Genomic DNA, 26,129 nt, shown 5'->3' on the forward strand with positions numbered 1-26,129 from the left:
CTCCTTCTAGTCGAGATGAAAAACTTCTTCTAGTTCTAGCATGGCTTGATCTGCACGCAATCCGGGTGCAATCTCGAAGAAGCCGTCCATATAGGTTTGCCAGCGCAGATTGATCTCCTCATGTTCCATGTTGTCGAGTACCTGAGCAAAGCTCTCGTCAACCTCAACATAGCCAAAGATGGTGCCATCTGGCCGCATAAAGAGTGAATAGTTGTGCCAACCTGCGCGTCTCAGGGCATCCTGCATCTCCGGCCACACTGCCTGATGTCGCTTTTTGTAGTCGTCGATCAGATCTTGCCGGACCTTCAGTTGGAAACCAACGCGTTTCACGTATCCTCCTCCTCTTGAGCAAACTTGCATCGTTTGCATAGGACGATGACACTCTCGCTGTTACCAGGGGAGCGTCGATACACGTATATATGTAAGTATGTGCTGGATTGTTGCGAGAAGCAAGGGCCGATTCTTCCACTGCGTGAGCAAATATATGTGATTTAATAGAAAATGGTTATGGATACATCTGGGAAATGGAGGAGAAATGTCGATTGTTTCCTGGCAGGGACGGTATCCTCTCCCGTAGCGACAATCCCTTGCGGTTGTCGCGGGTAATACCGACGAAACGAACAGGGGCCGCGACAACCGCAAGGGATTGTCGCTACGGGAGAGGGTAAATGCACCATTAATGGGAAAACGGAAAATGTATGGAGATAAAGCAAACGATGTATATGGAAGATCCCGATGTTGAGCGTACTCGTGAGATCTATGCTGCCAGAGAGCCAGAGATCGAGCGCTATCTGGATATGCGAGGGCGCGTGAATAGCTGGCCTCTTCGCAAGCGAGAGAGCAGAGATATCATACTTGGCTATTTGGTATCCGCGTTTGAGGAAGGGCGCTCGTATACGGAAAAAGAGGTCAACGAACTGCTTGATCGTTACATCGTCTTCAACGATCCGGCAACGGTGCGCCGCGTGTTGTGTGATTACGCCTACCTCAAACGCACGCGAGATGGTTCGCGTTACTGGCGTGAAAGATGAGATTGAAAGGATTCAACGTGAAACAACAAAATGTCGCTCTGCAAGCGGCGATAGCCACCGCCGAAAAAATATTGGCCGACACTTTTGGAGGGAAAGTGCAGCTTGACAAGGGTAAGGAGCTTGGAGGGAGCGAGCGTACAATTGTCTTGCGTTGTCATGTATTGGACGGTCCGACAGCAGTGCCAGCCAGCGTTATTGTCAAAAGAAGTATGATGCCTATCTTTGACTCTGATACCATAAGCGAACCATCCTGGCTGTTCTTCAATGATTGGGCCTCGGTGGAGTTTCTATCGAGGGGGGAGGCCACAAGTTCGCTCGTGCCAACTTTTTACGGAGGTGATAGAGCGGCAGGCGTGTTTGTGCTGGAAGATCTTGGACAGGGTCGGCGGTTGGATCACTACTTGCTTGGCAATGATTCTGTAGCTGCTGAACAGGCTCTACAGGCCTATGCAGCTTTACATGGTCGCTTGCATGCGCTTTCGTGCGGGAAACGAGCCGAGTATTTGCGTATTCGTGAGCGATTAGATTCTAGCATCTCAGATGCAACTTATTACAATTATCGCTGGTTATTTCCGACTTTGCACAAAATAGCGGCTACGCTAAATATTTCAGTACCATCAAAGGTTGATGAAGAACTGGGGATAGTAACCGCTTCTCTGGTGGATCCTGGTCCCTTTCTCTCCTTCGTTCAATCTGATGCTGCACCGGATAACTGCCTGTTTGATGGCACAGCCTGGCGGCTGTTTGATTTTGAGGGGGGCCGTTATACACATGCTTTGTTGGAAGGTGTCTATTGTCGTATGCCATTTCCGACATGCTGGTGTGTTTACCGTATGCCTGAAACGGTCATAGAGCGTGTCGAGGCTGCCTATCGAGCCGAATTGGTACAGGGTTGTCCCGAAGCTGCTGATGATAGCCTCTTCTATAGCGGTGTGGTTGGAGCGTGTGTTGCCTGGGCGCTCAACTTTCAATTTCTATGTCCGCTGGAAAAGATGCTAGAATCTGATCGTTGCCTGGTTGCATTGACGGATCGGGAGCGGTTTCTGCTCTATTTGAATGCAGCAGTGCGTGTTTCAGAGAACTTTCATCATTTTGCTGAGACTGGAGCCACCTTGCGTGCCATTGCCGTTGAGCTTGAACGCCTCTGGCCAGAGGCGACCAGCCCCAGCTATTATCCGGCTTTTCTACCATTGCTCCCAATGCACGATTGATTGCAAGGGAACCCGCGAGGCTCGCTTGAAGTCTGTGCCAAGCGTATAGGCGACTGGGATCAGCGCGGCCTGCGTCACTCGTTCGTAGGGGATACCCAGGATTGCAGCAGCCTGGCGCTCATAATAGAGATGGAGCGTTGTCCAGCATGTTCCCAGGCCACGAGCACGCGCTGCCAGCATAAAACTCCAGGTTGCCGGCAAAATCGATCCCCACGTTCCGGCCTGTTCCACTGAAGGTTGACCATCCACGCGATCATAAATACACGGAATGAGCATCACCGGCACTCTATGTATATTGTCGAGGAGATATTGCGAAGATCTTCTCACCTTGCGATAGCTTGCCACCTGTTCTGGCGCGGTCGCACTGGTTGATGTGGTGAGGCGGCCTGAGAGGATAAGCTGTTGATAATGGGCGAAACCTTTGCGGTAGATATCGCCAAGCGCTTCCCGCTGTCGTTGACTGGTCACAACCACAAAATGCCAGTTCTGATTGTTACCTCCCGTTGGTGCCTGAGCCGCCAGTTCCAGACATTCCTGAATGACCTCCCGCTCAACCGGGCGCGAGAAATCCAGCCGTTTGCGTATAGAACGAGTCGTTGCCAATAATTCATCTGGCGTTAGTGGCAATAGTGACATGTATATGATCCCCCTGAAACGATATGTCTTTATATGGTCAATGTTGCTGATTGTTCCCTTATCATAGCATTGTATACTGCTGTAGATGTATAACTTCTTCGTTTCTAGCAAAGGTGATAGCGTTCTATGCTCAGTGCTTTTTCATCTCCGTTATTTCTCTATCATTATTTTGAGGCCACACATGGACCTTTTCGCAATCTCTCAGACCTGGAAAGTGAAGCTGCTGAGGCAATATTACAGCAATTGCGTGATGAGGGAAATTGCTTTGCTGCTCGCCGCGCTCCCGATTATTTGCGTATCAGACGAGAATTGGAGGAGCGTATCCGTGCGTTGTTTGTACAGAAAAGGGGACAGCCTCGACGCGAGCGACCGCATTATATGATTGTTGGTGCTTGCGATTGGCTCTGCACGTGGTATCAAGAGGTTGATGTGGTGACGATCCCGTTGAGCGCTTTTCATCCACAAACGATCAGCTTCACCTATGGCGACTCGTTTCCTGCCATGCTTTATACTGATGGCAAGCCGTATCGTGATCAGGTATACACGTTAGATGAACTGCAAAGCCTCATTCAGCAGTATGGCTTGCCGCAAGACTGGAATCAGGATGGAGCATGCGGGCCAGAGCGCTACATCGAGGCCCAGATCTGGGACGATCAACCCCTGCAGGCATATATGTATTCATGAACAGCAGGATCAGCGCACCTTTTGCGAAGCCGTAATCGGCAAATCGTCCACTTCCAATTCGCAATCGTCCAGATTGACAAGCAGGCGATACGTTCCGGCAGGGATGGCATGCAAGACGAAGCTGCCCATATCATCGATCTGTGTGGATGTAATGGGTCTGTAAAGCTGATTGTGTTTGGCAAGCAGGTGCAACTCCACCTCTTTTCCCTCAAATACATCCAGCGAGATTGCGTCGTTCATATGGGTGAGAGTGCCAATTAGCGTATATTTCTCTTGTTTGTCGGCGGAGAGATCGAGCAGCAGCGAGTACGCCTCGGCTCGGTATTGGCGCGGCCAGCCCGTCGTTTTTACTGTGTTGCGTACAACCAGCGATGGCTGTGGTGGCTGCAAGGTGGCGACGATGCGGCGGACCGTATCTTCTATTGTGTCCATCGGGCCGTCCGTCAGTTCCGTATCTGCCAGAAAGCGCCGCGTGTCTGCAACTTCTTGTGCGCATAGTGGGCATTCGCGTAAATGGGCGGTAATTTGCGCTCGTTCTTCTTCTGCAACTTCGCCAGCACAATAAAGACTCAATTGCATGCTGCCCGGGCATTGATGGCGATAGAGGCTTGAGACAAGAAAGGCGTTGATATCTTTATAATTGGCTAAACGCTGCTGACACGTCGGACATTGCTTGATGTGTGCTCGCGCCTCCTGTGATAAAGGAGCTTCGTCGAACACGTATTTCAAGATATCTTCATCGCCCGGTGCCATTGTGTTCAAACAATTCATGCTCGTTTCCTTATCAGCACACAATCCCCCTTGAGCGTTCGTGTGCCTGCCGATAGAGTAATGCTGCTTAACAACTGGTATAATAAAAATGTACGCTACCTACCAGAGTAAACGGTAAAAGAGCATTACAGACTTTCGAGCTGCCTATCAGTTTATTTCTTAGCTGGTGAGACAGATATAGCTTATGATAGATTTCGCTTAAAAAGCACTTGAAAAAGCCTTGTTGTATATAACTTTAATATTTCTTGTCTAACTTTGTCAAGAAAAGATTGCCCTATGCACAACCTGGGGCTGAATAGGGTCAATAGCGGAACATCTCGCTGATGCTCTCGCGGTTATGAATGCGCTTGATTGCTTCGGCGAACAGTGGAGCGACCGAAATCACTTCAATTTTCTCCGAGAACTGCACCGGCTGATTTTCGACGGTATCGGTAATAAACAGCTTTCTAATCGGGCTGCGGTTGATGCGCTCGATGGAGCCTCCGGTCAGCACGCCGTGCGTCACAGCCGCGTACACCTCTGTTGCGCCATGTTCGATCAGCTTTTCGGAGACGCTGGCGAGGGTGCCACCGGACGTGAGAAAGTCATCGACAACCACCACCGTCTGATCTTTGACGTTACCAATAATCTGCAATACCTCTGCCTTCTCATCGTGTGCGACCCGCTCTTTGTCTGCAATAGCAATGGAGACGCCCAGGCAGGAGGCGTAGCGGCGAGCCTGTTTTGCGAACCCGACATCCGGCGAGACGATCACCACGTTATTCAACCTGAGCGCTTTGATCCGTTCGCACATCGTTGGCAACGCATAGAGATTATCGACCGGGCGGTGAAAGAAGCCCTGGATCTGTGGGGCGTGGAGGTCCATCGTCACCACACGATCAGCTCCGGCAACCTCGATGGCATCGGCGCAGACGCGAGCGCGAATGGAGACGCGTGGCTCGTCCTTCTTGTCGCCTTTGGCATAGCTAAAGTAGGGGATTACGACCGTCACCGACTCGGCTCCGGCGCGTTTGAAGGCATCGATCCAGAAGAGCAGCTCGACAAAGTTATCGTTGGTGGGAAAGACAGTTGATTGCACAACATAGACGCGTCGCCCCCGCACATTCTCCTGGATGCGCACAAATGTATTGCCGTCTGAGAAATGGAGCGTTTCATTCAGCCCTTGAGGGATATGGAGATAGTCGCAAATGCGCGCCGTCAGCTGCCGACTCCCACTTCCTGCAAAAACCATCATTGGATCGTCACCAATCACAACACACCTCCTGCAAAGGATGGAGCGAGGAGCCTGGCCTTATTGAATGGAACGGGCAAAGCTCCCCAGAACACCTTATAGTCGCTCTCTAACTGCTTACCTCTTCATAGCGACCACCGAGATGTTGAGCCAGGAACTTTTCGGCGGCAGCATAGAATTTGATCCGATTCTCAGGCTTGGCGAATCCATGCCCCTCATCCGGGAAAAGCATGTATTCATAGTCTACGCCGTTGCTCTTCATAGCTTCAACAATCTGTTCCGACTCCGCCTGCTTCACGCGTGGGTCATTGGCACCCTGAGCGATGAGCATCGGGATCTTGATCTGATCGGCCTTGAAGAGAGGCGAGCGTGATTTTAGGAAATCCTCCTCCGTATCCGGGTTGCCGACGCGCTTATGGAACGTTGCCAGGAACGTAGACCAGTAGGGAGGAATGGTTTTGATCAGGGTGATGAGATTGCTGGGGCCGACGATATCGACGGCACAGCAGAAGAGGTCGGGCGTAAAGGTTGCCCCGGCCAGCGCTGCATAGCCGCCATAGGAGCCGCCGTAAATTGCAACTTTTTTGGGGTCAGCGATGCCCTGGTCAATGGCCCAGTGAACCGCATCGACCAGATCGTTGTGCATATTGCGCCCCCACTCTTTATCGCCAGCATTCAAGAAATCTTTACCATAGCCGGTCGATCCCCGGAAATTGACCTGCAAGCAGGCGTAGCCACGATTAGCAAACCATTGCGCCTCCGGTCGATAGCCCCAGCCATCACGTCCCCAGGGACCGCCATGCACGTTCAGGACCAGGGGCAGATTTTTTGCCTCGAATCCAACTGGCAGTGTCAGATAGCCGTGAATGGTCAGGCCATCGCGAGACGCGAAGGAGATTGGTTCCATATGTGCCAGAGCGTATTCTTCCAGTGCTGGTTGCGTGGCAAAGAGAAACTGCACATGCTGATTTTTGCGATTATAGGAGTAGAAAGCGCCCGGCCCATTATCCACCGTGATGGCAACAATCCAGGTCTCGTCGGCGTCGTCGCGCCCAAAAATCGAGAAATCGCCTTCGCGGATATCGCGGATGCGGTCGAAATCAATCTGGATGGAGGGATCGAGTACCTGCCATTCGACGCGATCTTTGTTAAAAGCGACCGCCTGCACATCGCGGGTGTCGGGATGGAGCATCACATGCCCCACGTCATATTGCGGATCTTCAGCAAGGACCGTATTTTCGCCGCTTGCCAGATTCAGTTTCGTGAGGCGGCTGGCGTTGGCGTCGCGCGAATCTTGCAGGTAGAGGGATTGTCCATCAACGGTAAAGGCGACAGGACCGCTGGTGAGGGCATCGTCGGAACTCCAGATTATCAGCTTGCGCCACTCGTCCTGCTCACTGTCGCGTATCAACAGTTCGAGGCCGCCATCAGGTGTGGCAGCGACCGCTCCACGTACTTTCAGTTGAGCGTCAACGGTCCAGCCAGCGATATTGCCTGGATTTTTCGCCACCAGAGTTAAATCGCCGCTTGTCAGATCAAGGTGATACACATCATGGACCTGGATATTCTCTTTATTCAGGCCAATAATGAGATCGTTGGGGAAATGTTTGTCGTGTTCAATGATTTGAGCCTGTACATTGTCGAATGGTGTGAGATCCCGCGTCTCTCTGGTCTCGATATGGGTAGCATAGAGACGCCAGTTTTCGTTGCCGCCCACGTCCTGAATGTACAGAATATGTGTATTATCGGCGGCCCACATATAGAAGCGCACGCCGCGATCTTTATCTGAGGTGACTGGTTGATAGTTATCGCTGCCGATATCACCGACCCAGACGTTGAGGACATTATCGACAGGTGCTAAATAGGCTAAGCGCTTGCCATCGGGAGAGATCCGGGGACTGGTCTTGACGGGATTGCCGAACAGGACGTTCCTGGGGATCAATGCTACATCTGGTTGAACAGCCATACGATGTAAATCCTTTCAAGCTTTAATACATATGTCACCACTCCGGGCAGCCAGACAGACGGCAAACGATGCTGAAATGGCGACGGAGTTTTTGAGTTGCTACTGTGCAGTTATGTATTATACCATTTTATGTTGCCTGCCGTCGTGATAAGGATGAGGTAGGTTTATCATGTTGTTAAGCGTCTATTGTCGATATTATACATTGATAATCGATGTTTACGATAATTGAAGGAAACGAAGGCGGGAGTTCTGGGCTGTAACGCTGAATCGGCCAGAGCGGGTAGCACTCTGAAGTTCACCTGCCAAAAGTGCATTGCACGGCGCATCCCGCACGCTAACTGAAACTGTTGCCTGGGTCTTTTGTTCTTACATGCCTTGACACGTATATACTCCTTGGAGTATACTATGGAAGTGGAAATTATGTTCGAGCCACATGGAGCAATCAATACCAGCGAAAAGGAAGTCAAAGAGAAGACGACGCGATCCAAATCGCGAATGTGACAAAGGAGAAACGAAATGAAAATCAAAGTGACTACGTTATACGTGGACGACCAGGACAAGGCGCTGCGCTTCTATACGGAAGTACTGGGTTTTGCCAGGAAGACGGATGTCAGTCAGGGGCCATATCGTTGGCTGACCGTGACCTCACCCGAGGAGCCGGATGGTACTGAACTACAGTTGGCGCTGAACGACAACCCCGCTGCCAAAACGTATCAGCAGGCGATCTTTCAGCAGGGCCAGCCTGCGGCCATGTTCTACACCGACGACATCAAGGGCGACTATGAGCGGATAAAAGCCGGAGGTGCCGAGTTCACGATGCCACCTACAGGCGTGACCGGCTCGACCATTGCGATGCTGAACGATACCTGCGGCAACCTCATTCAGCTTACCCAATTGGCGCGCTATTAAGGGTGGCCGTTCAACAGGATGGCAGTTCGGTGGGCGTCGATGCCTGCGGCTTGAGTTGCGAGATACCTCGGCGCGCCACACGCGCTGCCATCGCGTGGAGTATACTAAGAGAGTGGAAACTGTGTTTGAAATCATTGCGGAGCCGAACCGCCGCGCGATATTGAGCCTCCTGGTCTCGTCACCACAGTCGGTTGGAGAGATCGGGCGTCAGCTTGGCATGTCGCAGCCGACCGTGTCAAAGCATCTGCGCGTGTTGCGCGAGGCTGGTTTCGTGGAAGCTACGGTAGATGCTCAGCGCCGTCTCTACCAGCTGAAACCTGAACCACTTCAGGAGGTGGATGCCTGGCTGGCTCCGTTCCGTCAGTTCTGGTCCGCTCACGTAGATGCTCTTGCACGCCATCTCGATCACATGGATCAATCAACACCAACGGAAGGAAGATGAGGAGAAAAAGATGATCGATCACGAGCAGTACACACCGGGGCCGGCCAGTGGGGCACAGGTACGAAAGGACGGAGACAAGTGGACGCTCATTCTTGTCAGAGAGCTGCGCCACTCGCCGGAAAAAGTCTGGCAGGCGCTTACCGATCCGGCGCATCTGCGCGAATGGGCACCTTTTGAAGCCGATGGGAGCCTGAGTACGGTTGGAACTACTGTGAAGCTCACCGCAGTAGGAGCGCCCACGCCGCAGGTTTCCGAAACAAGGGTGATACGAGCCGACGCTCCCAGAGTGCTTGAGTACAACTGGGGTGGCAATGATATCCGGTGGGAACTCGAAGCCACAGGTCTCGGCACGCGTCTGACGCTATGGCACAACATCGGTTCCCGCTTCATCTCAATGGGTGCAGCCGGGTGGCACATTTGTTTCGATGTTCTGGATCACCTTCTCAGCGGAACTCCCATTGGTCGTATCGTTGGTGGCGAGGCGATGAAATTCGGTTGGCGAAGGCTCAATTCGGAGTACGCTCGGCAATTTGGTATTAATGTTCCGAACTGACCACGGGGCTTATTGTGGTCCCGTCAGCATCTCTTGATAGACTGCGTAAGTCTGTCTGGCAATCTGTTCCTGTGTGTAGTTGTCCAGCACGCGCTGGCGACCGCGCCGGGCCAGATCAGCATAGAGTGCGGGATCATCGAGCAGCTTGCGCACACAGGCGCTCAATTCCTGAGCGTTGTCCTCTGCAAAGACCAGGCCAGCGTCTCCGATAACATAGGGGATCTCGCCAGAGTTGGAGCCAATTACCGGCGTCTCGCATGACATCGCCTCGGCCAATGTGCGCCCAAATTGCTCTTTCCAGTTGTTGCGCGTCAGTGAGGGCAGGACGTGGACATCAAAGCGCTCCAGCTCGCGTGGCACCTCGTAAGTTGGCACGCCCGGTTTGAAGATCACGCGATCCGCCACGCCCAGACGTGCCGCCTGCACCTCTAACTCGCTTTTCATTGGGCCACTGCCTATAAAGACTGCCTGACAGTATTCCGGCAACATAGTGAGTGCCTCGACGATCAGCGGCAGCCCCTTTGCCTCGATCAGTCGTCCAATAAAGCCAAGCGTGAAGGGATCACCGGGTTGACGTGGTGGACGGGGAGCGCTCCGACGGTAGATATCGGTATCGAAACCGAACTGTGGAATAATCCGCACCGGCCCACGATACCCCTTGCGCTTGAGTACTTCGGCGGCGTCGCGATTGCCAGCCAGCGCCATTGCGGTATGGCGATAGTTATAGAGTTCAAACTGGCGAAATGGTGGTGGGTATTGGCGATAAAGGTTCTGCCAGGTGAAGAAGAGGGCGCGTGCTTTCTGCTGAGTAGAGAGGAACATCGCCTGAAACGTCGCGAAGTTGAACGGTTCCTCGTCGATATGCACCACCTCTGGCCGCACCTCGCGCATGATCTTTCTCAACTGTGGATAGTAATGGAGATGATAGTTGCCGTTGAGCATCATTGGTGTCTCGATCATGCGATATCCGGTGGTGTAGAGCCGTTCCAGCGTTAACGTGCTGCCATCGTCGTGCTTCCAGTATGGCGGCGTCGCCAGTGTTAGCTCGACATCTGGAAATTTTGCCAGTTCTTCCAGCTTGCGCTGCGATGTACCTGCGACCAGCGCTTTAGAAATCATCAGTACGCGCATCCCGGTTATCCTACCTCTTCTTCTGGTTTTTCGCTCTTTGCAGCGTCTCTTCGTAGACGGCGATGGTCTCCTGCGCTGCTTTCTGCCAGCTAAATTGGGCTGCGCGTTGGAGCGAACGAGCGCGCAGATCGTTTTGCAGCTCCGGGTCCGTTAGCACACGGCGCATTGCTGCAACCAATTCCTGTATATTTTCTGGATCGACCGTAATCGCTGCATCCCCTACAACTTCTGGCAGCGAGGTGCGATTGGAGCAGACCACTGGCGCGCCACAACTCATTGCCTCCAATGGATCTAAGCCGAAACCTTCATAGAGCGATGGAAAGACAAACGCACTAGCCCCGCTATACATGGCTGGCTTATCTTCCTCTTCAATAAAGCGATAGACGATCTGCCCGCTCATGCCCAGATCGGCTGCAACGGGTCGTGGATCGGGAAAGAGCGGTCCCTTGTGCTTATCGGGATTGCCAGCAATGAGCAGTTGGAGGTTAGGATCGCCGATCTGTCGATAGAGATGAGCGAAGGCGCGAACGAGTTGCGGCACGTTCTTGCGCTGGTCCAGACCTCCCAGGTAGAAGATGTAGCGCTCACCAACGTCATAGCGTGCCCGTGCTGCAGCCAGCGCTGCGGGATCTTGCACTGGCTGGTACTCATCACCGGCAGCTTCGTAGATAACACGAATGCGCTCCTCTGGTATCTTGAGAGCATCGATAATATCCTGTTTGGCGTGCTGCGAGACGGTAATAATCAGTTTCGCGTTGCGGGCGGCCCGCGAGACCAGACTCATATAAGCTTTCACTTTGGCGTCGGGCTGATAGGCCGGGAGGCGCATAGGGATCACATCGTGGACGGTGACGACTGTTGGAGTACGCGGCAACAGCGGTGGAGCAAAATAGGGGACGTGGAAGACATCGACGCCTGCCTTACGAGCCGCCGCCGGGCCTGTCACCTGTTCCCACAGCAGCTTTTCGACATTTTCGTTACTTTGCGCAAAGCCGGGTACAGGCTGAACCTGATAGGGAAAGTTTGGACTATTGGTGTTGCGAACTTCTTCAAATTCTTGTGGGCCTAATAAAACATAATCATTTTCTGTATCAATTTCGCTTAATGCTTGCAATAGATGCATCATATATTGTCCACTACCTGTGGCAGGATATTGGAAGAACATTGCATTAATGCCGATTTTCATTAGTGATTACCTCATGTCTGTGAACACGGTCTCCCCGTTATATAGTTTTTGATAGATAGTCAACATTTTACGAGCAGAGGCGGCCCAGGTATAGTGTTTGATCTGTTCGTAGCCCTTTTGTCTCAGATCTTCTCGGAGCGCCTCATCATCTAACAGGCGTTGTATTGCATTGCTCAAAGCATCAATATTGTGTGGATCGACCTGGAGAGCGGCATCACCCACAACTTCTGGTAGCGATGAGGTATTAGAGGTAATAACGGGAGTGCCACAGGCCATAGCTTCCAGCGGTGGGATGCCGAAGCCTTCAAAAAACGAGGGGAAGGCGAACACATCGGCCATGCTGTACAGCGTGATGAGTTCCAGTTCGCTCACACGGCCCAGAAAGCGTACTTTTCGTTCCAGTTGTAGTTCTGCCACCAGATTGCGCGTCTCTTCGTAGAGCCAGCCCTCGCCACCTGCAATCGCCAGCATCGCAGGGCCGTGCTTGCGCCGTTGTGCCTGATGAAACGCCTTGATGAGGCCGAGATGGTTTTTGCGCGGTTCCATTGTGCCAACTGCCAAAACAAGTGGATGCTTCAAATGATACTTATTGCGCGTAGCTCCCAGCAGCACGGGATCGGTAATACGGCGAAAATGGGGTGCAACGCCGTTGGGAACCACGGTGAGCTTCTCCTGCGGTGCCTGGAAGTGGGCAATAAGCGTGCGGCTGACTTCCTGCGAGACAGTGGCGATCACATCTGCTCTCTCGATAGCGTCCGGCACCACCTTGCGCAAATATGCTGCCAGCGAGGGAACGGCATACTCAGGATGTTCTATAAAGGCCAGATCGTGGACCGTGACCACCTTGCGTACAGAGCGGCCAAGCGGTGGGAGGACAAAATCGGGGCCATGATAGATATCGGTCTGACCGGCGAACAGGGTTGCAGGCAGGGGAACGCGCCAGCGATACCAGAGGATGTTGAGGTAGCGATCTGGAATAACGATGTTTCGCCCGCGCACATTTGCTGCGTTGGGGAAAGGATGCTCTGCTGTTGGGCGACCGCTGGTGAGCAGGGTATACTGGTTGCTCTGATCCTGTTCCAGTATGGCTGTGACAAGGTTGCGAACATAGGTGCCGATGCCTGCCCCCTGTCGAATTGCCGCCGTATAATCTATTGCGATACGCATGAAACGACCTTTATTGATGTAGCTTTATTGCTGAAAAATAAAAGGAGAGGGTACCCTTGCTCGGCCATGTATGGATGATAATGGCGAGAAAAGATACCCTGTTGATAGATGCTGCGTGCTTAGCCTGGAGGCCAACCAAGTTCGCGACCGCCGAGCAGATGAAAGTGCAGGTGAAAGACGGATTGCCCGGCGTGGGGGCCAACATTGGTCACGAAGCGATAGCCCTCCTCCAGATTGAGTTTATGGGCCAGCCTTTGGGCGACGATAAAGATATGTGTCAAAACAGGACCATCCTCTGGGGTCAGATCCGCCATCGAGGGGATATGACGCTTTGGAATGATCAGAAGATGGTGGGGAGCCTGTGGATTGATATCCTTAAAGGCCACCACATCCTCATCCTGATACACAATATCGCTGGGAATCTGGCCCTGGACGATCTTACAAAACAGACAGTTCTCCATAAAAACCTCAAAACCCTGGAATGTGGCAATGAATGAATCCGGGAATATAGGTCGTAGTCGAGCGATTGATCACAGGGGAAGCCTATCATGCGCCCCGCGATCAATCGCTCGACTACGGCCCCATCTCGCCAGTTGTTATGTTTGCATTGCTGCGTTATTCTGCCCTCTCTGAGCTGTTCTCGGCAAATGGTGCCGTGCTGACCGTTGCCTGCTCGACAACAACGCTTGCCGCAGCTTCAATGGGCGTTTGCTCTTCAGTTGATTGATCTGGAGATTCACTTGCGGCAGCCTCAGCCTTTTGCTGCTCTCTGGCCTCGCGAATGAGGGCGAGTTCTTCCTCATGCAGCACTGGATCGTTGTACTGTGGCAGGTTCATCTCCTGACGAATCGTTTTGATAGCCTGATAGACCTCGCCCGGCTTGAAGTTGAGCTGTTCCGCTAACTGTTTGTGAACGCCAACAGGTGGGACAGGCAGGAATGGCTCGTATAGCGCCTTGATCTTTTCCAGTTCTTCGGAGCTTCCTTTGTACGTCTGCACTTCCCACCAGCTAGGAATGTGCTGGCGATCCCGAAATTCTTTGACGATCTTCTTGACGGCCTTTTTAGGGATGCTTAGCTCTTTGGCGATCTGGGTACGGATACCATCAAACTCGCTCGGCGTTGCCAGTTCTGTATAGCGTAATTCGACCTGTGCCACCTGTTCTGGCGTAGGTTGGAATGGCTGTGGTGGCGGCGTCTTCTCTTTTTTGAGCCTGGGTGGTGCTGCTGGCCTGGCTGGTTTGCCTTTGCCCTTTGGTCGTTGTCCACCAGGGCCGCCAGGTCGTGGTCCTCTCTCGTGTGGAGGGCGACCAAAGCCACCTTCTACCGGCTGGCGAGGACGCTGGCCCAGTGTGGAGGAGAGGCCATTTCCTCCGCCCACGCGATAACCGCCGGGACCGCGATCATTTTCTCGATAGTTGCCAGGGGTGCGACCGCCTTCTCGATAACCGCCGGGAGTGCGACCACCTTCTCGATAACCGCCGGGACCGCGCCCACCTTCTCGATAGCCGCCGGGACCACGATCATTCTCGCGATACCCACCGGGGCCGCGCTGCTGATCTTCACGGCGTTGACCGGGGCCGCGATATCCCCCTTGCTGCCCACCCGAGTTATCTCGTGATGCAGGGGAGGTTGGTAATTTAGGAGGACGTGCGGGTTGGTCAGGTTGCCCAACTTTTACGTCGTCGAGAGTATCAAACCAGTGGCTCGTGTTGCTTTGTGCTGGTTTGGGCTTGGGAGGAGGTGCAACGGGACGGCTTGTTGCGCCTGGCCCGTTTGGTCCTGCCGCTCTATTTCCTGGAGGTGGCGTATTTTTAGACGCCAGCTTTTCTTTTCTGGCTTTTTGTGTGCAATCGGGGCAAGTTACTTCTTTAGCATTTGCCGACTGAAACCACTTGCCGCAAGTGATGCACCGCATCTTAATCTTGCTCATGCGCGAACTCCCCTGTTTTAAAAAAATTGATCATCAAATGTTTGTTGTCGGAATGCACTTTCCATTCTAGTAGGTTTCAAGCGCTTTGTCCACCCCTTGTTTTTATTGTACTGAAAACGGGTATCATTCCTCTTCTTGTTGCATCTTGTCTAACAGTTGAGCATGAAATTTACCCTCTCCGCTGTCAACATTGCTGTCAGATTTTTGCCCCATTTTGTTGTGCCAATCCTCTTAATTATGAGGCCAGTATTCCTAAATTGTAGATTTTGGCGGTTGCTCAGGCTATACTAGAGGGGTAGCTCTCTAAAGGGCGGCTGCTACTCGACAGAGTTTGAAACGTCAGTTGAGATGCCAGTACGACGATCGAGATCACTCTAAAGGGCTGATCCCACCCGGCAGAGTTTGCAACTCCTCTAAGAAGTCGTCCACGTTAATGAGTCCGCCCTCTTAAGAAGCGATCCAACCCGGCAGGGCTTGCAACAGTTCAGGATGCAGTTGCAGGTACAGAGCATCATAGTCCAGAGGACGATCCCACCTGGCAGGGTTTGAAACACGTATAGGCAAAGGATTGCGCTTCCCGCAACAACAGTCGAAAGGACTGATCCGGCCCGGCAGGGTTTGAAACAGTAGCGGGATAACTGACTTGGGCTACTGTGCGGGATTGTCGAAAGGACTGATCCAACCCTGCAGGGGTTGTGCAAATAAAAAAGGGAGAGCTTTTGATGACTCCTCCCTTTTTTATTTGCAATTTCTAAAGAGGATGTATGAGTTAGGGATATTCCCGGCCGGGAAGGTGCCTAACTTGGTGTGGATCAATTGAGGTTACTTTCGTAAAGGCTTTCCAGCGAGAAGAGAGATAAACGGAATAGAACCAGTGGTAGAGAGATAGGAACCACCAATAATCAATAGGAAATCTACTATAGTAGCAATGGTGAGTTATTCATAGAGCAACAACACGCCTAGCAACACTGAGACGGTGCCACGACTAGCTCCGACTTCACATAAGCAGTTTTTGGCTCTCAAATCTGTACAATTGCCCTGGATGGTTGTGCAGGTTTGAGAGCCAAAAACTGCTAGCATTTCGTTTTAACGTTGCCCTACCTATTGAAGAAACGCCAGGAGTTGAAAGTTGATGGTTCCTGGTGCTAAATGCTTATTGTTATCTTGCATAATCGCTGTGACTTGAACGTTTACTGTGTTCGCGCTCACTGTGGGATTGACGCTCACATTAATACTTTTTACGTTGTGGTCGATACCATCTTGATATTGGAGCGAAAAACCAGAGACTATTCCAAGTACCTGTTGAACATCGCTAGGAAATATAAATGCCTGGGAACCTCCGTTAGGAAGGGTGCTGCTAACTACTTGCATAGTGCCGCTAACTGCCACAGGGCCGCTAACTGCCACGGGGTTGCTAACTACTTGCTGAACCATTGTTTAAATCCTCATTTTGATATATTTCTTATCGAAGGAGTTTCTCTATTTCCTTCGGTGTGAACCACACATTCAATATAGGGAAGAAGCGAAAACATATATTTAAATAAATCGGTGAAATCTGCGCGGCAAATCCAACCACGGAACGGTCTCAGGGCAAACGTACAGGCTTGAGGTACAAAACTGTTTGTGTTTTATGCCTGTTACTACCGATCTCAGTTAAGCACTTTTCCCCATTTCATCCAGAAAAGTGTTTCATTTTAGGGTATTTGATGGCTAACTGCTGTCAGATGGGGTTATTTTGTGATCTGATGGTATCGTGGATTATGGATTAAAGCGGGTTCATGAGAAATAATACATGTTAAATGCAGTGCTACACTTTCTAGTATGGCAAGTTGTATCAGAGGTGTCACGTAAATGAGACGTGCATTCACAAATTTTGTACTATTCTCCATTCGTCAAAGAATGTTGATTTAGTAGTGAGCCAGCCCCTCTCAAGAGGGAGGCGATGGGGGATGAACAATTCCACCATTTTCCTCTTGAGAGGGGCTGGCTCACTACTAAATCAACATATCCGAACACGATCTTACTTTAAGGTCTCATCTTACCTATCGATGGCCTGTACTCCTTACGAGTGGATAAGTCATAGACTGAGTGAAAAAGAAATAAAGCTTGTGTATCCCCTTCTAGAAAAATCATGCCCCCTTTCTCTTGTCCCGCGTCATATACGACCAGTGATGCTGACAAATCGAGCAGCTCAGGTTTACAAGCTGTCAGTTCTTGCAATGTGTCAGTATACGGCACCCCACCTCGTGTAGTCTCAACTGCTCCTAGATCGACAGCGTGATAGGTGGCTTCAAGCAGAGTATTGGGCAAAATCTTTCCTACATATGCAAGGCGTTGCCTCAAAGAGTTTATGGGGGGCATCAGCATCTCCTCTTCGATTGATATTTTTCCATAATTATGGAGTTGCATCGAAGCGGTATTTGGTTATGGGTTTACACGCGGATAGCAAAAATGGAAAAATATGGTGTGGAAATGAGTCGAAACGGGTAGCCCCTGGTCAAACCACATACTCTTGTAAGTAGGAGCAATCAAGGAGCAGTTGTAGGAGTTGCTGTGGCATTTCCTTTCCCTTTGCCCTTTGCCTTCCCCTTGCCGTTATTATTATCTGCTCCATTGTTATTTGTATTTTCTTTGTTAGCGCTATTGCCATTATTATCTGCTCCATTATTATTTGCATTATGATTGCCGTTATTATTCTTATCGCTAGTGTTGTTGACATTATCCCCGGTAACAGAGAACGTCAGTGTGTTTGTTTGTGCTGCTGTACCATCTGGATTGAGGATGCCAATCGTTTGTGGTGGCTGCTTGCCGGACCAATCCACGGTGAAAACCATACTGCCATCTTGATTTTTCATGATAGCGCTGGACTCGACAATTTGATTGTCTACTAATAACAGTGCGCTAGATTGGAAATGTTCGCCTGTGATGGTAATTGTTGCCTGCTTTTGCGAATGCGAAACAACCATGACAGCACTATCTACCTCGGGAATAGTGGCGTGCAGTCTTCCCAGTTCATCAGTGGTTAAAAGCTTTTCTGATAACCTTAGTCGCGGCAAGATATCGTGTAATGTCTGGCGAGCATCTGCTTTAAGCGTTGTGAGTTTGTTCGATAGGTTGTCCTTATCTGGCCCTGTAGGTAGCGCTTGAATAGACTGAGCAAACTTGTTTATTTGTTGATCCAGATCCGCTAGAGCCTGTCGATAGGTCGCTGCATGTGCGGGATCGGCTAGCTGCGTCAGAGTCTTCAATTGATCGCGGGCCTTACTCCAATTTGCTTCCGCCTGTGCCTGTTCCGTGCTGGTGTGGGGATTTTCGATGCCTTGCATCCATTGTTTGACTTCATAGAGTGGATTACCTGAATTGGAGGCCTGAGCCGCCACTGTCAGCGTACCCAATGTGATCGCTAGAAGCAGACAAATCAGTGCAATGCTAAGCGCGAGTGGCATGCGATAAGTTCGCTGAAATAGGCGGTTTCTCGGATATGCTGCGCTTTGTTTTTTTGACAGTGTGGCATGATGAGCTAAGATGCGCGCCTCTAAACGTCGAGCAAAGTCAGAATCCACCTGTAATTGAGGTGCCTCTTGTAAGCGTTGTGCGAGCATTGCCAGTTCATCCACATCCGAGTCATGATCATTTGTGGGCTTAGATTGTGGGATTGAGCGGGAGGACAGTGGTTGCTTGTTCTGTCTTTGGCGCTCAAGTCGGTCGTTGAGACGATCAGGAAATGAGTTCATTGTGTGTCCTCCTGATGCTGAACATGGTGATAGGAAGCCTCTTCAGAGGAATTTCGTTTCCTTAATAAGCGCTGTAAGCTGTTGAGCGCTCGAAATTGTAAGGCTTTGACCGCGTTCTCTTTCTTGCCCACCATCTGTGCGACCGTTGTTACGTCGTATCCCAGAATTAACCGACTAACCAATACCTGACGCTGCTCTTCCGTCAGTGCATTGATCGCCTGGGCAACAGCCAGCCATTCATCACGCGCTTCCGCCCATCTAACCGGATCAGTGTCGGGATGGCTTGTCGGAAGAGATATTGAAGCTTCATCTTCCTCCCAGGGAGTGGCTTCTAAAGAAATAGAGGCTGGAACATGTTCTCGTTTGCGATAATAACCCGCGACGGTAATACGCGCAATCTGGAACAACCAGGATGCAAACGTTGCCTCACTCTTTGCTCTCACTTTGTGGATGCCTTCGACCATCTCCAAAAACACCTCAGAAGTCAAATCTTCCGCAATAGAACGATCAGGAACACGTGCTGCAATATACCAAAAAATGCCCGGTAGGAATTGGCGATACAGTACACTGATAGCCTCAGATTCGCCCTGCCGTGCATCGTTTAACAAGGAAGGAAACGTTGATAGCCGTTCATCCTGTTCGGACATTTCGCTCCCAGGAGGTCGCCGCCAGAAAACCATTGACCCTACCTCTCCCATAATAAAATGGAGGAACCTCATCCTTGCATTTTTTTAATCCCACCACAAAAGGATCTCCTCCTCCTAAAGTTGTAATAAAGGCCATTTTAGTTACGGGTTAGTGAAATGTCATCTGTATAGGCTATCTGGGGGAGCAGGATATCTTTCTTGTTTTGTTTAAGCAAAACGCTGTCAATTACTTTTGTCTTAGGCCGTAACCAATCTGTTATGGCATACAACTACTCGGATAGTTAACAACAATGAGGTTGATATCCAGGCAGAATTGTATGTATTCTTGCCATCGCTGTTTTCGCGCAATAAAAGAAAGGATGCGTATCATGGGATTGCGTAGTATCCTGGCCGTAGTGTTAAAAGGCAAAGTTTTGGCGGTTGTTCTTGTCGTTACTGCTATTGTCGGCGGTGCAACGGTTGCAATGGCCTCAACTCCCGCAGAGCACCAACTTGTTCATCAGACTGCTATTCTGGGAAAAACAGCTACGTCAACTGATCATCAGGGTAAAAATGATCATGGAATGCTCACTCCGGGAATAAAATCGCAGGGAACAGCCACCCCTGGGATAAAATCGCAGGGAAAAGGCCTGGAGAATAACGATAGTCAGCAGTGCGCAGGTTTACCAGAGATACAACGGCTGGTAGCAAAATTTTCACTAAGTGTAGACCATCAGAGCGATGATGTAGAGGCAATATGTTCACTGCATGACGGTAAGTTCAAGGGTACAACGGCCAACGGCCTGACAATTTCCACGACTACTGTGTATGGATACGGTGAGATCGATCAATTGCTAACAGAGGCTCAATTTCTGGCCGCCCATGACAGGGGAAACATGAGCGGCAAATTGACAAGCGCCAACGCCCGTATATATTTAGCTGATACCTTGCATTATTGTGGTGAAACTCCACTGAAAGCATGCCTGAAGGCGAACCGGTCTGACGCACATTCTAACAATAATGGTAAAAATGACAACAGCAAAGGAAAGCCAACCAGTACCCCTACTCCGAAACACTGAAAATATAACGGGAATGTTGGAAATAGGGATATTTCCAACATTCCCTATCTTTACAGGATTCAAAGGAGGCCTTATGTCAACCATACCAACTATTTCTGCTGAAGAACAGGTGTTTCCACTGACGAGATTGATTTTAGTCGTAGAACATGATGTAGATTTTGGTGCTTTCCTGGTACAGTCCATCAGACGGAAGGCTCACTACAGGGCGATCCTGGCGACAAATGGACCGGAAGCTTTCAAGATCATCCAGCAACTTAAATGTGATCTCTTTATTCTAGATTACCATTTACCTAATGTAGATGGATTTGAATTGTACGATCAAATGCGTGCCGTAAGGGGATATGAAGGCGTACCAGCTCTTTTTCTCAGCGTAGAACGCCATGCCACAAATTCCTCGAAGCGAACCGACCTTGAGGGATTATTGCAGACTGTTCTGAACCTGCTAGATCCAGAAATCGAAGATTTTATGTTGAACTAACAAGATGGTGACAGTAATTTTGTTTGTATCCAGTATTAGAAGCTGCCCATCAGCCCTCTAATACTGGATACAAGTTTTTTGCATCAAATAGCCTCTGCTCGATTTTATAAAATAATTTGATAGGAGGCACGAAGTTTTAGCATCATCTTCCCCCATCTCATATGGTATGCTTGTACTGTACAATTCCTCCCATGTAGCCGAAACTGTCGTTGTTCATACAAGTTTTCGATGAAGAAAGCGAGCGGCCTCATGTATGACTATATTATTGTTGGAGCTGGCTCTGCTGGCTGCGTGCTGGCCCATCGTCTGACCGAAGATTCCTCCGTCTCTGTTCTCCTCTTAGAAGCTGGTGGCCCCGATACCAAACAGGAGATTCATATCCCGGTTGCCTTCTCCAAGCTCTTTAAAACCGCCGTCGATTGGACTTATTATACAGAAGAGCAGGAACATCTGAACGGGCGTAAGCTCTATTGGCCGCGTGGCAAAGTGCTTGGCGGCTCCAGTTCCCTCAACGCTATGATCTACCATCGCGGCAGCCGTCACGATTATGATAGCTGGGCCGAGTCTGGCAATCAGGGCTGGGGCTTCTCCGATCTCTTGCCATATTTCAAAAAGGCCGAACATCAAGAGCGTGGCCCATCCGATTATCATGGCACCGGAGGTCCACTCAATGTCTCTGATTTGCGTACCGTCCATCCTCTCGCCAGCGTCTTTGTTGATGCCTGTGCCGAAATTGGCCTGCCACATACCAACGATTTCAACGGAACTGATGAGATGGGTGCAGGTATCTTCCAGGTAACGCAGAAGCGCGGTCAGCGTTGGAGTACCGCCCGTGCTTACTTACAACCTGCCCTTACACGTCCCAACTTGACCGTTCGCACCCAGGTTCATGTGACGCGTCTGCTCTGGGAGAATACACGCGTCGTTGGTATTTCTTATATCCATGAGGGCAAAGAGGTGCAGGAGCGGGTCGAGCGCGAGGTATTGCTTTGTGGAGGTGCGGTCAATTCTCCCCAAACCTTGTTGCTGTCGGGCGTAGGTCCAGCGGACGCGCTCAGGCAGTTGGATATTCCCGTTGTGGTCGATCTGCCAGGCGTGGGACAACATCTGGAGGATCATCTCTCAACGGGCGTGCTCACTGTCTGCAAGCAGCCGATCTCGCTGGCTGGGGCCGAGAGCATCGTCAATCTGCTCAACTACATGCTCTTCAGGCGCGGGCCGCTGACCTCAAACGTCGCCGAGGCCGCAGCGTTTCTCAAGACGAACGATGATCTACCGACGCATGACCTGGAAATACTGCTTGCTCCGGCATTCTTCATAGCTCACGGGGCAGAGAATCCCCCCGGACATGGCTTTACGCTCGGTGTGATCCTCTTGCGTCCGCAGAGTCACGGCTTTATTGCTCTGCGCTCCAATGATCCGCTTGCACCACCGATCATTCAGCCCAATTACCTGGCAAGCGATGCCGATATGCAAGTACTGGTTGATGGCATTAAACTGGCGCGTCGGATTGTTCAGGCACACGCTTTTGATGCGTTTCGAGGCGATGAGGTTGCTCCGGGCGAAGCTTCACAAAGCAATGAGGCCATTGCTGAACAGATACGTGCGCATGCGGAAACCCTCTATCATCCCACCGGCACCTGTAAGATGGGCAGTGATGTAATGGCCGTTGTCGATGACCAGTTGCAAGTGCATGGCGTAGAAGGTTTGCGCGTCGTTGATGCCTCGATTATGCCCTCGATTATTGGCGGTCACACTAATGCGCCTACGATTGCAATTGCCGAAAAAGCGGCTGATCTGATCAAAGGGAAAATCCAGCAACGTGCTAGTCAGGATCAAGGAGAGCAAGCTCTTCCTTAAAGAAGCGGTCAACGTCGCGCAGGCTGGATGTGCGGCGTGCTGGTGGGAGTGCGTTCAATACCTGCCGGCCATAGCCCTTTGTATGCAAGCGCGTGTCGAGGATTGCCATCACTCCGCGATCCTCACGCGTGCGCAACAGGCGGCCAATCCCCTGCTTGAGCCGCAGCACCGCCTGGGGCAAGACATAGGTTCCGAACCAGTTCTCGCCTGCTGCCTTCATATGGGCCACGCGCGCCTCGTGTACAGGATCGTCGGGCGGATCAAAGGGCAGCTTATCGATCACAACTAGCGAGAGCGCATCGCCCGCGATATCGACGCCCTCCCAGAAGCTTTTCAGTCCGAACAACACGGCACCCTCTTCTTCACGGAAGCGGCGCGTCAGTTCAATACGGGTCATATCGCCCTGTTTAAGCAGAGGGTAGGGTAGATGCGGCGACATCAGTTCATAGGCCCGGTCGAGCATGCGTTTGCTGGAGAAGAGCAGGAAAGCCCTGCCCCGCGAAAGCTTGACCAACTTGTACATCTCACGGGCAATGGCTTTCATATATTCATCAGAGCCTGGGCCGTAGGCGGGTGCGGGCAGGTCGTGCGGCAGATAGAGTAGGGCGTTGCTTTCGTAGTCGAAGGTCAGAGGCAGGACGCGCTCTAAAACGTTACTACGCTCGATGGGATCGAGGCCGATGCGACGACGGAAGTAGGAGAAGTTCGGTCCTTTGTCCTCCGGTTTTGCTGGATTGGGACCGACCGTTGCCAGCGTTGCCGAGGTGCAGATGACGTTGCACTTGTCAAAGAGGCGCTGCTTGAGCCAGCTTGTCACATCCAGCGGAGCCGCTGAAGCTTGCAGCGTGATGCCACCGCGCGAACTTTCGGTGCGATCCACATAATAGACGAATTTTTGCGTATCGGCCAGCGAGAAGACGGTGCGGAGGCTCTCAGAGAGATTCTGGGCGCGCTTCAAGAGCTTGTCGTAAAGCTGACCCTCTTTCTCCGGCAGATCTTTTGGACGCTGTTTGCGCAATGAGTCGGCTAGATCGCTCACGACGCTTGCGAGGCGCAGTCCCTCTTCGAGCGGCGCTTCCAGATTGGCTCGTCCGCGCAGACCGGGATTGGCGACCTGTTCGAGCCGTGCCCACGCCTCCTGTGCCTTCCTCATCGTCTCGTCTTGCAGCGACATCAGCGTATGATCCTTGAGCATGCGCTGGGCCAGGAGTGTCTGAATTTGCATCGGATTGACGGTAATAGTAAATGAGCGGGTGGCCTCTTCTTCCAGATGATGCGCCTCATCCAGCACGATCACGTCGCGCTCAGGCAACAGAAAGCCATCCATTGCCGCATCGAGCAGCAGGAGGGTGTGATTGACCACGATTACCTGCGCTCGTTGCGCCCGTTCACGCATGGATCGCACGTAACAATCCATAAAGTAGCCGCACTTGCTCCACGCGCACTGATCGCTATCGGTGGCGATGCGTCCGCGAATATCGCCAGGGAGCTGGAAGCCCAGCGTCTCAAAGTCGCCCGTAAAGGTTGAGTCGGGATCGTTGATGATATCGAGCAGATGCTTAAAATCGCGATTTTTGGCGAAGAACTGCATCCCCGTGCGTTCGGTCTCGAACCGTTCCAGACAGATATAGTTATTGACGCCCTTGACCAGTGCAGCCTCAAAATCCTTGATATGTTGTTGTATAAAAGGAATATCCTTATAGAAAAGCTGCTCCTGAAGCGCCTTGTTCGCCGTACTGACGATTGCTACTTTGCCAGAGCGTACAACGGGGACGAGGTAGGCTAAGCTCTTCCCTGTACCCGTGCCAGCCTCCACAATTGCTGGCACATTCTCTCTGAGAGAGCGCGCGACGAGGCTTGCCATCTCGATCTGGGCAGGTCGCTCTTCATAGCCGGGCAGACTTTGCGAAAGCACACCGCCCTCGCCGAGATCGCCGGTAATGACGCTTTGCAGACGCGACATTCCTCCTCCCGTTACGCTGCCTGTTGGGAAGAGCGGTTCGTAATCGTCCAACTGCTCTGAAGCTCTGGCGGGCTTATCTGGTTTTTCAGCGACCAGTTTGCTGCGAAGCGTCGAACCATTCTGTGCTGGTGCTTCCTCACTACGCTCTTCGCCTGATTCCTGTATCTCTAGCTTGTGACCATTTTTTGGGGGAAGTGATACCGGCAACGGCGTCTCAGGTGCAATATCTTTTAAGGTTGGTTTGGTAGCCTCTATTGCAGGCGTGGTGGGTATCGTGCTCATTGGTGGTGGCGTAGGATGTGAGAGGAGAGAGAGAGGCGAAGAGGGTACGGTCAGGTGTTGCCCATTGGCACTCTTCGCTACTTTGCTTTGCGGAGCCACAGATTTGACGGCAAAACCCATCAATGCGCTGAGGTAGTGATCGGCGAAGGCGCGGGTGTGAGGGAAGCGGTCCTCCGGTTTGCGAGCGAGTGCCTGCAAGATGACCTGCTCAACGGCAGGCGAAATAGCCTCGTTCAGACTGCGTGGCGATGGGAAATCCTCGTGTTCTTGTTGGTGGAGCAGTGCATCGCGCTCAGTCGCAGCATAGGGACGGCGGCCACAGAGCCACTCGTAAGTCATCACTGCCAGGGAATACTGATCACTGGCAAATTCTGGCTGGCCGTGTAGATGTTCGGGAGCCATATAGGGAATAGCCAGGGGATCGTCCGCGACGCCGGGCAGGGCAAATTCAGTGAGCATTGTGTTGTTGCGCGTAATGAGTATCAACACGCCAGGATGGAGATTGCCGTGTATGAGCTGGCTGACGTGCGCATAATGCAGCGCTCCGGCGACGGGAGAGAGGACGCGTTTCACTTCGTCGGGGGCGAGCTGTTGTCCCGGCGCGATATGTTGCCGCCAGGTTTCGCCTTCTACGTACTCCATGATCAGATAGCCATCATCGCCATCGAACTGAGCATCAAGCGTATTGATAATCATGCGGTCCTTGAGCTTTTTCAGTTGCCGCGCACGTGTTAAAAATGCCTCTTTGCTCTCATTCGTGGTAAAGGGCTGTCGCAAGCGCTTGATGAGAAGCTCCTTTTTGCGCTGCTTGCCCGAATAGAAGATGCCCGTAGAACTCTCATATAACAGCCCGGTGATGAGATAGGAACCGATCTGCTGAAGCTCTACCTCTGCCATGATGCCCTCGCTTCCCCCTGAAATATGAACACTTGTTTTGTATGCACATGCAGTATAGCACAGTGCCGGGGACTGGACAATGGAGTTAGCGGGCTATTCTGGATGTGGGAGGAGAAAGAATGTACCAACTACTTGACAGAAAAATTTCTCTGGGGTAATATTAGTGTATAATTTACACTAACTCGACCTGGCTGTATGAGCGGCAAGTGAAAGATATCTCTATTACTATAGTATAAACAAGTAATAGGTGGTATGTCGAGGCTATAGCCAGGAAATTCTATCACTGTACGGCACGTCTCTCGCTATTTTGAGCCAGAATGTTGCTCGATAGGGAGAGAAGCGATCTATACAGGGAAAGAA

At 51.5% G+C, this 26,129-nt stretch carries 23 protein-coding genes; 9 read left to right on the plus strand and 14 right to left on the minus strand.

Going from position 1 to position 26,129, the window contains the following annotated elements:
* Nucleotides 1–6: 6 nt before the first annotated feature.
* The gene (locus tag K3T83_RS25985; RefSeq protein ID WP_220205836.1) at nucleotides 7–330 is read right to left on the minus strand and encodes an L-rhamnose mutarotase; all 324 of its coding nucleotides are present in this window, start codon (nucleotides 328–330) and stop codon (nucleotides 7–9) included.
* A gap of 368 nt (nucleotides 331–698) precedes the next feature.
* Between K3T83_RS25985 and K3T83_RS25990 the strand changes: the two genes are divergently transcribed.
* Both K3T83_RS25990 and K3T83_RS25995 read left to right on the plus strand, forming a co-directional pair.
* The gene (locus tag K3T83_RS25990) at nucleotides 699–1,031 is read left to right on the plus strand and encodes a DUF2087 domain-containing protein (RefSeq protein ID WP_220205837.1); all 333 of its coding nucleotides are present in this window, start codon (nucleotides 699–701) and stop codon (nucleotides 1,029–1,031) included.
* Between the two features lie 17 nt (nucleotides 1,032–1,048).
* The gene (locus K3T83_RS25995) at nucleotides 1,049–2,242 is read left to right on the plus strand and encodes a hypothetical protein (RefSeq protein WP_220205838.1); all 1,194 of its coding nucleotides are present in this window, start codon (nucleotides 1,049–1,051) and stop codon (nucleotides 2,240–2,242) included.
* On the opposite strand, the gene K3T83_RS26000 is transcribed toward K3T83_RS25995, so the two are convergent.
* Nucleotides 2,216–2,878, minus strand: coding sequence for a nitroreductase family protein (locus K3T83_RS26000; RefSeq protein ID WP_220205839.1), 663 nt, complete (start codon nucleotides 2,876–2,878; stop codon nucleotides 2,216–2,218). The two genes, K3T83_RS25995 and K3T83_RS26000, sit on opposite strands and share 27 nt — an antisense overlap.
* Nucleotides 2,879–3,004: 126 nt before the next feature.
* Here K3T83_RS26000 and K3T83_RS26005 point away from each other — a divergent pair, with 126 nt between their 5' ends.
* Nucleotides 3,005–3,562: a hypothetical protein gene (locus tag K3T83_RS26005; protein ID WP_220205840.1), complete on the plus strand. Its 558-nt coding sequence runs from the start codon at nucleotides 3,005–3,007 to the stop codon at nucleotides 3,560–3,562.
* Between the two features lie 9 nt (nucleotides 3,563–3,571).
* Here the strand turns inward: K3T83_RS26005 and K3T83_RS26010 are convergent, their stop codons facing one another.
* The 3 genes from K3T83_RS26010 to K3T83_RS26020 form a co-directional block, all read right to left on the minus strand.
* Nucleotides 3,572–4,333 carry an anti-sigma factor family protein gene (locus K3T83_RS26010; protein ID WP_220205841.1) on the minus strand — a complete coding sequence of 254 codons (762 nt, stop codon included), beginning with the start codon at nucleotides 4,331–4,333 and terminating at the stop codon, nucleotides 3,572–3,574.
* A 301-nt stretch (nucleotides 4,334–4,634) separates the two neighbouring features.
* Nucleotides 4,635–5,567 carry a ribose-phosphate diphosphokinase gene (locus K3T83_RS26015; protein ID WP_373324608.1) on the minus strand — a complete coding sequence of 311 codons (933 nt, stop codon included), beginning with the start codon at nucleotides 5,565–5,567 and terminating at the stop codon, nucleotides 4,635–4,637.
* 106 nt (nucleotides 5,568–5,673) lie between these two features.
* Complete coding sequence (locus K3T83_RS26020) at nucleotides 5,674–7,530, minus strand: S9 family peptidase (protein WP_220205843.1); 1,857 nt, start codon at nucleotides 7,528–7,530, stop codon at nucleotides 5,674–5,676.
* Between the two features lie 516 nt (nucleotides 7,531–8,046).
* Here K3T83_RS26020 and K3T83_RS26025 point away from each other — a divergent pair.
* The 3 genes from K3T83_RS26025 to K3T83_RS26035 all read left to right on the plus strand — a co-directional run bounded on the left by K3T83_RS26025 (nucleotide 8,047) and on the right by K3T83_RS26035 (nucleotide 9,434).
* Entirely contained in the window at nucleotides 8,047–8,439 is a 393-nt protein-coding gene (locus K3T83_RS26025; RefSeq protein WP_220205844.1) for a VOC family protein, read from the plus strand.
* Nucleotides 8,440–8,551: 112 nt separating this feature from the next.
* Complete coding sequence (locus K3T83_RS26030) at nucleotides 8,552–8,881, plus strand: ArsR/SmtB family transcription factor (protein ID WP_220205845.1); 330 nt, start codon at nucleotides 8,552–8,554, stop codon at nucleotides 8,879–8,881.
* A gap of 10 nt (nucleotides 8,882–8,891) precedes the next feature.
* Complete coding sequence (locus tag K3T83_RS26035) at nucleotides 8,892–9,434, plus strand: SRPBCC family protein (RefSeq protein WP_220205846.1); 543 nt, start codon at nucleotides 8,892–8,894, stop codon at nucleotides 9,432–9,434.
* 9 nt (nucleotides 9,435–9,443) lie between these two features.
* On the opposite strand, the gene K3T83_RS26040 is transcribed toward K3T83_RS26035, so the two are convergent.
* The 8 genes from K3T83_RS26040 to K3T83_RS26075 form a co-directional block, all read right to left on the minus strand.
* Nucleotides 9,444–10,565 (minus strand): glycosyltransferase family 4 protein, encoded by a 1,122-nt coding sequence (locus K3T83_RS26040; RefSeq protein ID WP_220205847.1) that lies wholly within the window; start codon nucleotides 10,563–10,565, stop codon nucleotides 9,444–9,446.
* A 10-nt stretch (nucleotides 10,566–10,575) separates the two neighbouring features.
* Nucleotides 10,576–11,751 (minus strand): glycosyltransferase family 4 protein, encoded by a 1,176-nt coding sequence (locus K3T83_RS26045; RefSeq protein WP_220205848.1) that lies wholly within the window; start codon nucleotides 11,749–11,751, stop codon nucleotides 10,576–10,578.
* Nucleotides 11,752–11,757: 6 nt separating this feature from the next.
* The gene (locus K3T83_RS26050; protein ID WP_220205849.1) at nucleotides 11,758–12,918 is read right to left on the minus strand and encodes a glycosyltransferase family 4 protein; all 1,161 of its coding nucleotides are present in this window, start codon (nucleotides 12,916–12,918) and stop codon (nucleotides 11,758–11,760) included.
* A 119-nt stretch (nucleotides 12,919–13,037) separates the two neighbouring features.
* Nucleotides 13,038–13,379 (minus strand): histidine triad nucleotide-binding protein, encoded by a 342-nt coding sequence (locus K3T83_RS26055; protein WP_220205850.1) that lies wholly within the window; start codon nucleotides 13,377–13,379, stop codon nucleotides 13,038–13,040.
* A gap of 154 nt (nucleotides 13,380–13,533) precedes the next feature.
* Nucleotides 13,534–14,850: a hypothetical protein gene (locus tag K3T83_RS26060; protein WP_220205851.1), complete on the minus strand. Its 1,317-nt coding sequence runs from the start codon at nucleotides 14,848–14,850 to the stop codon at nucleotides 13,534–13,536.
* A gap of 1,101 nt (nucleotides 14,851–15,951) precedes the next feature.
* A complete protein-coding gene (locus K3T83_RS26065) occupies nucleotides 15,952–16,284 on the minus strand; it encodes a hypothetical protein (RefSeq protein ID WP_220205852.1) in 333 nt (110 codons plus the stop codon).
* A gap of 1,094 nt (nucleotides 16,285–17,378) precedes the next feature.
* On the minus strand, nucleotides 17,379–18,584 hold the full coding sequence (locus K3T83_RS26070) for a hypothetical protein (RefSeq protein ID WP_220205853.1): 1,206 nt from the start codon (nucleotides 18,582–18,584) through the stop codon (nucleotides 17,379–17,381).
* A complete protein-coding gene (locus K3T83_RS26075) occupies nucleotides 18,581–19,231 on the minus strand; it encodes an RNA polymerase sigma factor (protein ID WP_220205854.1) in 651 nt (216 codons plus the stop codon). Before K3T83_RS26075 ends, K3T83_RS26070 begins: the two co-directional genes overlap by 4 nt.
* Before the next feature lie 368 nt (nucleotides 19,232–19,599).
* Here K3T83_RS26075 and K3T83_RS26080 point away from each other — a divergent pair, with 368 nt between their 5' ends.
* The 3 genes from K3T83_RS26080 (at nucleotide 19,600) to K3T83_RS26090 (ending at nucleotide 22,627) form a co-directional block, all read left to right on the plus strand.
* The gene (locus tag K3T83_RS26080) at nucleotides 19,600–20,289 is read left to right on the plus strand and encodes a hypothetical protein (RefSeq protein WP_220205855.1); all 690 of its coding nucleotides are present in this window, start codon (nucleotides 19,600–19,602) and stop codon (nucleotides 20,287–20,289) included.
* A 73-nt stretch (nucleotides 20,290–20,362) separates the two neighbouring features.
* The gene (locus K3T83_RS26085) at nucleotides 20,363–20,767 is read left to right on the plus strand and encodes a response regulator (protein WP_220205856.1); all 405 of its coding nucleotides are present in this window, start codon (nucleotides 20,363–20,365) and stop codon (nucleotides 20,765–20,767) included.
* A gap of 249 nt (nucleotides 20,768–21,016) precedes the next feature.
* Nucleotides 21,017–22,627 (plus strand): GMC family oxidoreductase, encoded by a 1,611-nt coding sequence (locus K3T83_RS26090; RefSeq protein ID WP_220205857.1) that lies wholly within the window; start codon nucleotides 21,017–21,019, stop codon nucleotides 22,625–22,627.
* On the opposite strand, the gene K3T83_RS26095 is transcribed toward K3T83_RS26090, so the two are convergent.
* Nucleotides 22,593–25,769, minus strand: a complete 3,177-nt coding sequence (locus K3T83_RS26095; protein ID WP_220205858.1) for a helicase C-terminal domain-containing protein — start codon at nucleotides 25,767–25,769, stop codon at nucleotides 22,593–22,595. The two genes, K3T83_RS26090 and K3T83_RS26095, sit on opposite strands and share 35 nt — an antisense overlap.
* Nucleotides 25,770–26,129: the final 360 nt, after the last annotated feature.

This window comes from Reticulibacter mediterranei (assembly GCF_016587455.1).

Bases quoted from the DNA above. Each gene is read 5' to 3' on its own strand.
- K3T83_RS26090 (WP_220205857.1), top strand. From the start codon at position 21,017: ATGTATGACTATATTATTGTTGGAGCTGGCTCTGCTGGCTGCGTGCTG.
- K3T83_RS26045 (WP_220205848.1), bottom strand. From the start codon at position 11,751: ATGAAAATCGGCATTAATGCAATGTTCTTCCAATATCCTGCCACAGGT.
- K3T83_RS26075 (WP_220205854.1), bottom strand. From the start codon at position 19,231: ATGTCCGAACAGGATGAACGGCTATCAACGTTTCCTTCCTTGTTAAAC.
- K3T83_RS26050 (WP_220205849.1), bottom strand. From the start codon at position 12,918: ATGCGTATCGCAATAGATTATACGGCGGCAATTCGACAGGGGGCAGGC.
- K3T83_RS26070 (WP_220205853.1), bottom strand. From the start codon at position 18,584: ATGAACTCATTTCCTGATCGTCTCAACGACCGACTTGAGCGCCAAAGA.
- K3T83_RS26025 (WP_220205844.1), top strand. From the start codon at position 8,047: ATGAAAATCAAAGTGACTACGTTATACGTGGACGACCAGGACAAGGCG.
- K3T83_RS26035 (WP_220205846.1), top strand. From the start codon at position 8,892: ATGATCGATCACGAGCAGTACACACCGGGGCCGGCCAGTGGGGCACAG.
- K3T83_RS26040 (WP_220205847.1), bottom strand. From the start codon at position 10,565: ATGCGCGTACTGATGATTTCTAAAGCGCTGGTCGCAGGTACATCGCAG.
- K3T83_RS26055 (WP_220205850.1), bottom strand. From the start codon at position 13,379: ATGGAGAACTGTCTGTTTTGTAAGATCGTCCAGGGCCAGATTCCCAGC.
- K3T83_RS26095 (WP_220205858.1), bottom strand. From the start codon at position 25,769: ATGGCAGAGGTAGAGCTTCAGCAGATCGGTTCCTATCTCATCACCGGG.
- K3T83_RS26015 (WP_373324608.1), bottom strand. From the start codon at position 5,567: ATGATGGTTTTTGCAGGAAGTGGGAGTCGGCAGCTGACGGCGCGCATT.
- K3T83_RS26085 (WP_220205856.1), top strand. From the start codon at position 20,363: ATGTCAACCATACCAACTATTTCTGCTGAAGAACAGGTGTTTCCACTG.
- K3T83_RS26000 (WP_220205839.1), bottom strand. From the start codon at position 2,878: ATGTCACTATTGCCACTAACGCCAGATGAATTATTGGCAACGACTCGT.
- K3T83_RS26005 (WP_220205840.1), top strand. From the start codon at position 3,005: ATGCTCAGTGCTTTTTCATCTCCGTTATTTCTCTATCATTATTTTGAG.
- K3T83_RS26010 (WP_220205841.1), bottom strand. From the start codon at position 4,333: ATGAATTGTTTGAACACAATGGCACCGGGCGATGAAGATATCTTGAAA.
- K3T83_RS25990 (WP_220205837.1), top strand. From the start codon at position 699: ATGGAGATAAAGCAAACGATGTATATGGAAGATCCCGATGTTGAGCGT.
- K3T83_RS26065 (WP_220205852.1), bottom strand. From the start codon at position 16,284: ATGGTTCAGCAAGTAGTTAGCAACCCCGTGGCAGTTAGCGGCCCTGTG.
- K3T83_RS26080 (WP_220205855.1), top strand. From the start codon at position 19,600: ATGGGATTGCGTAGTATCCTGGCCGTAGTGTTAAAAGGCAAAGTTTTG.
- K3T83_RS26060 (WP_220205851.1), bottom strand. From the start codon at position 14,850: ATGAGCAAGATTAAGATGCGGTGCATCACTTGCGGCAAGTGGTTTCAG.
- K3T83_RS26020 (WP_220205843.1), bottom strand. From the start codon at position 7,530: ATGGCTGTTCAACCAGATGTAGCATTGATCCCCAGGAACGTCCTGTTC.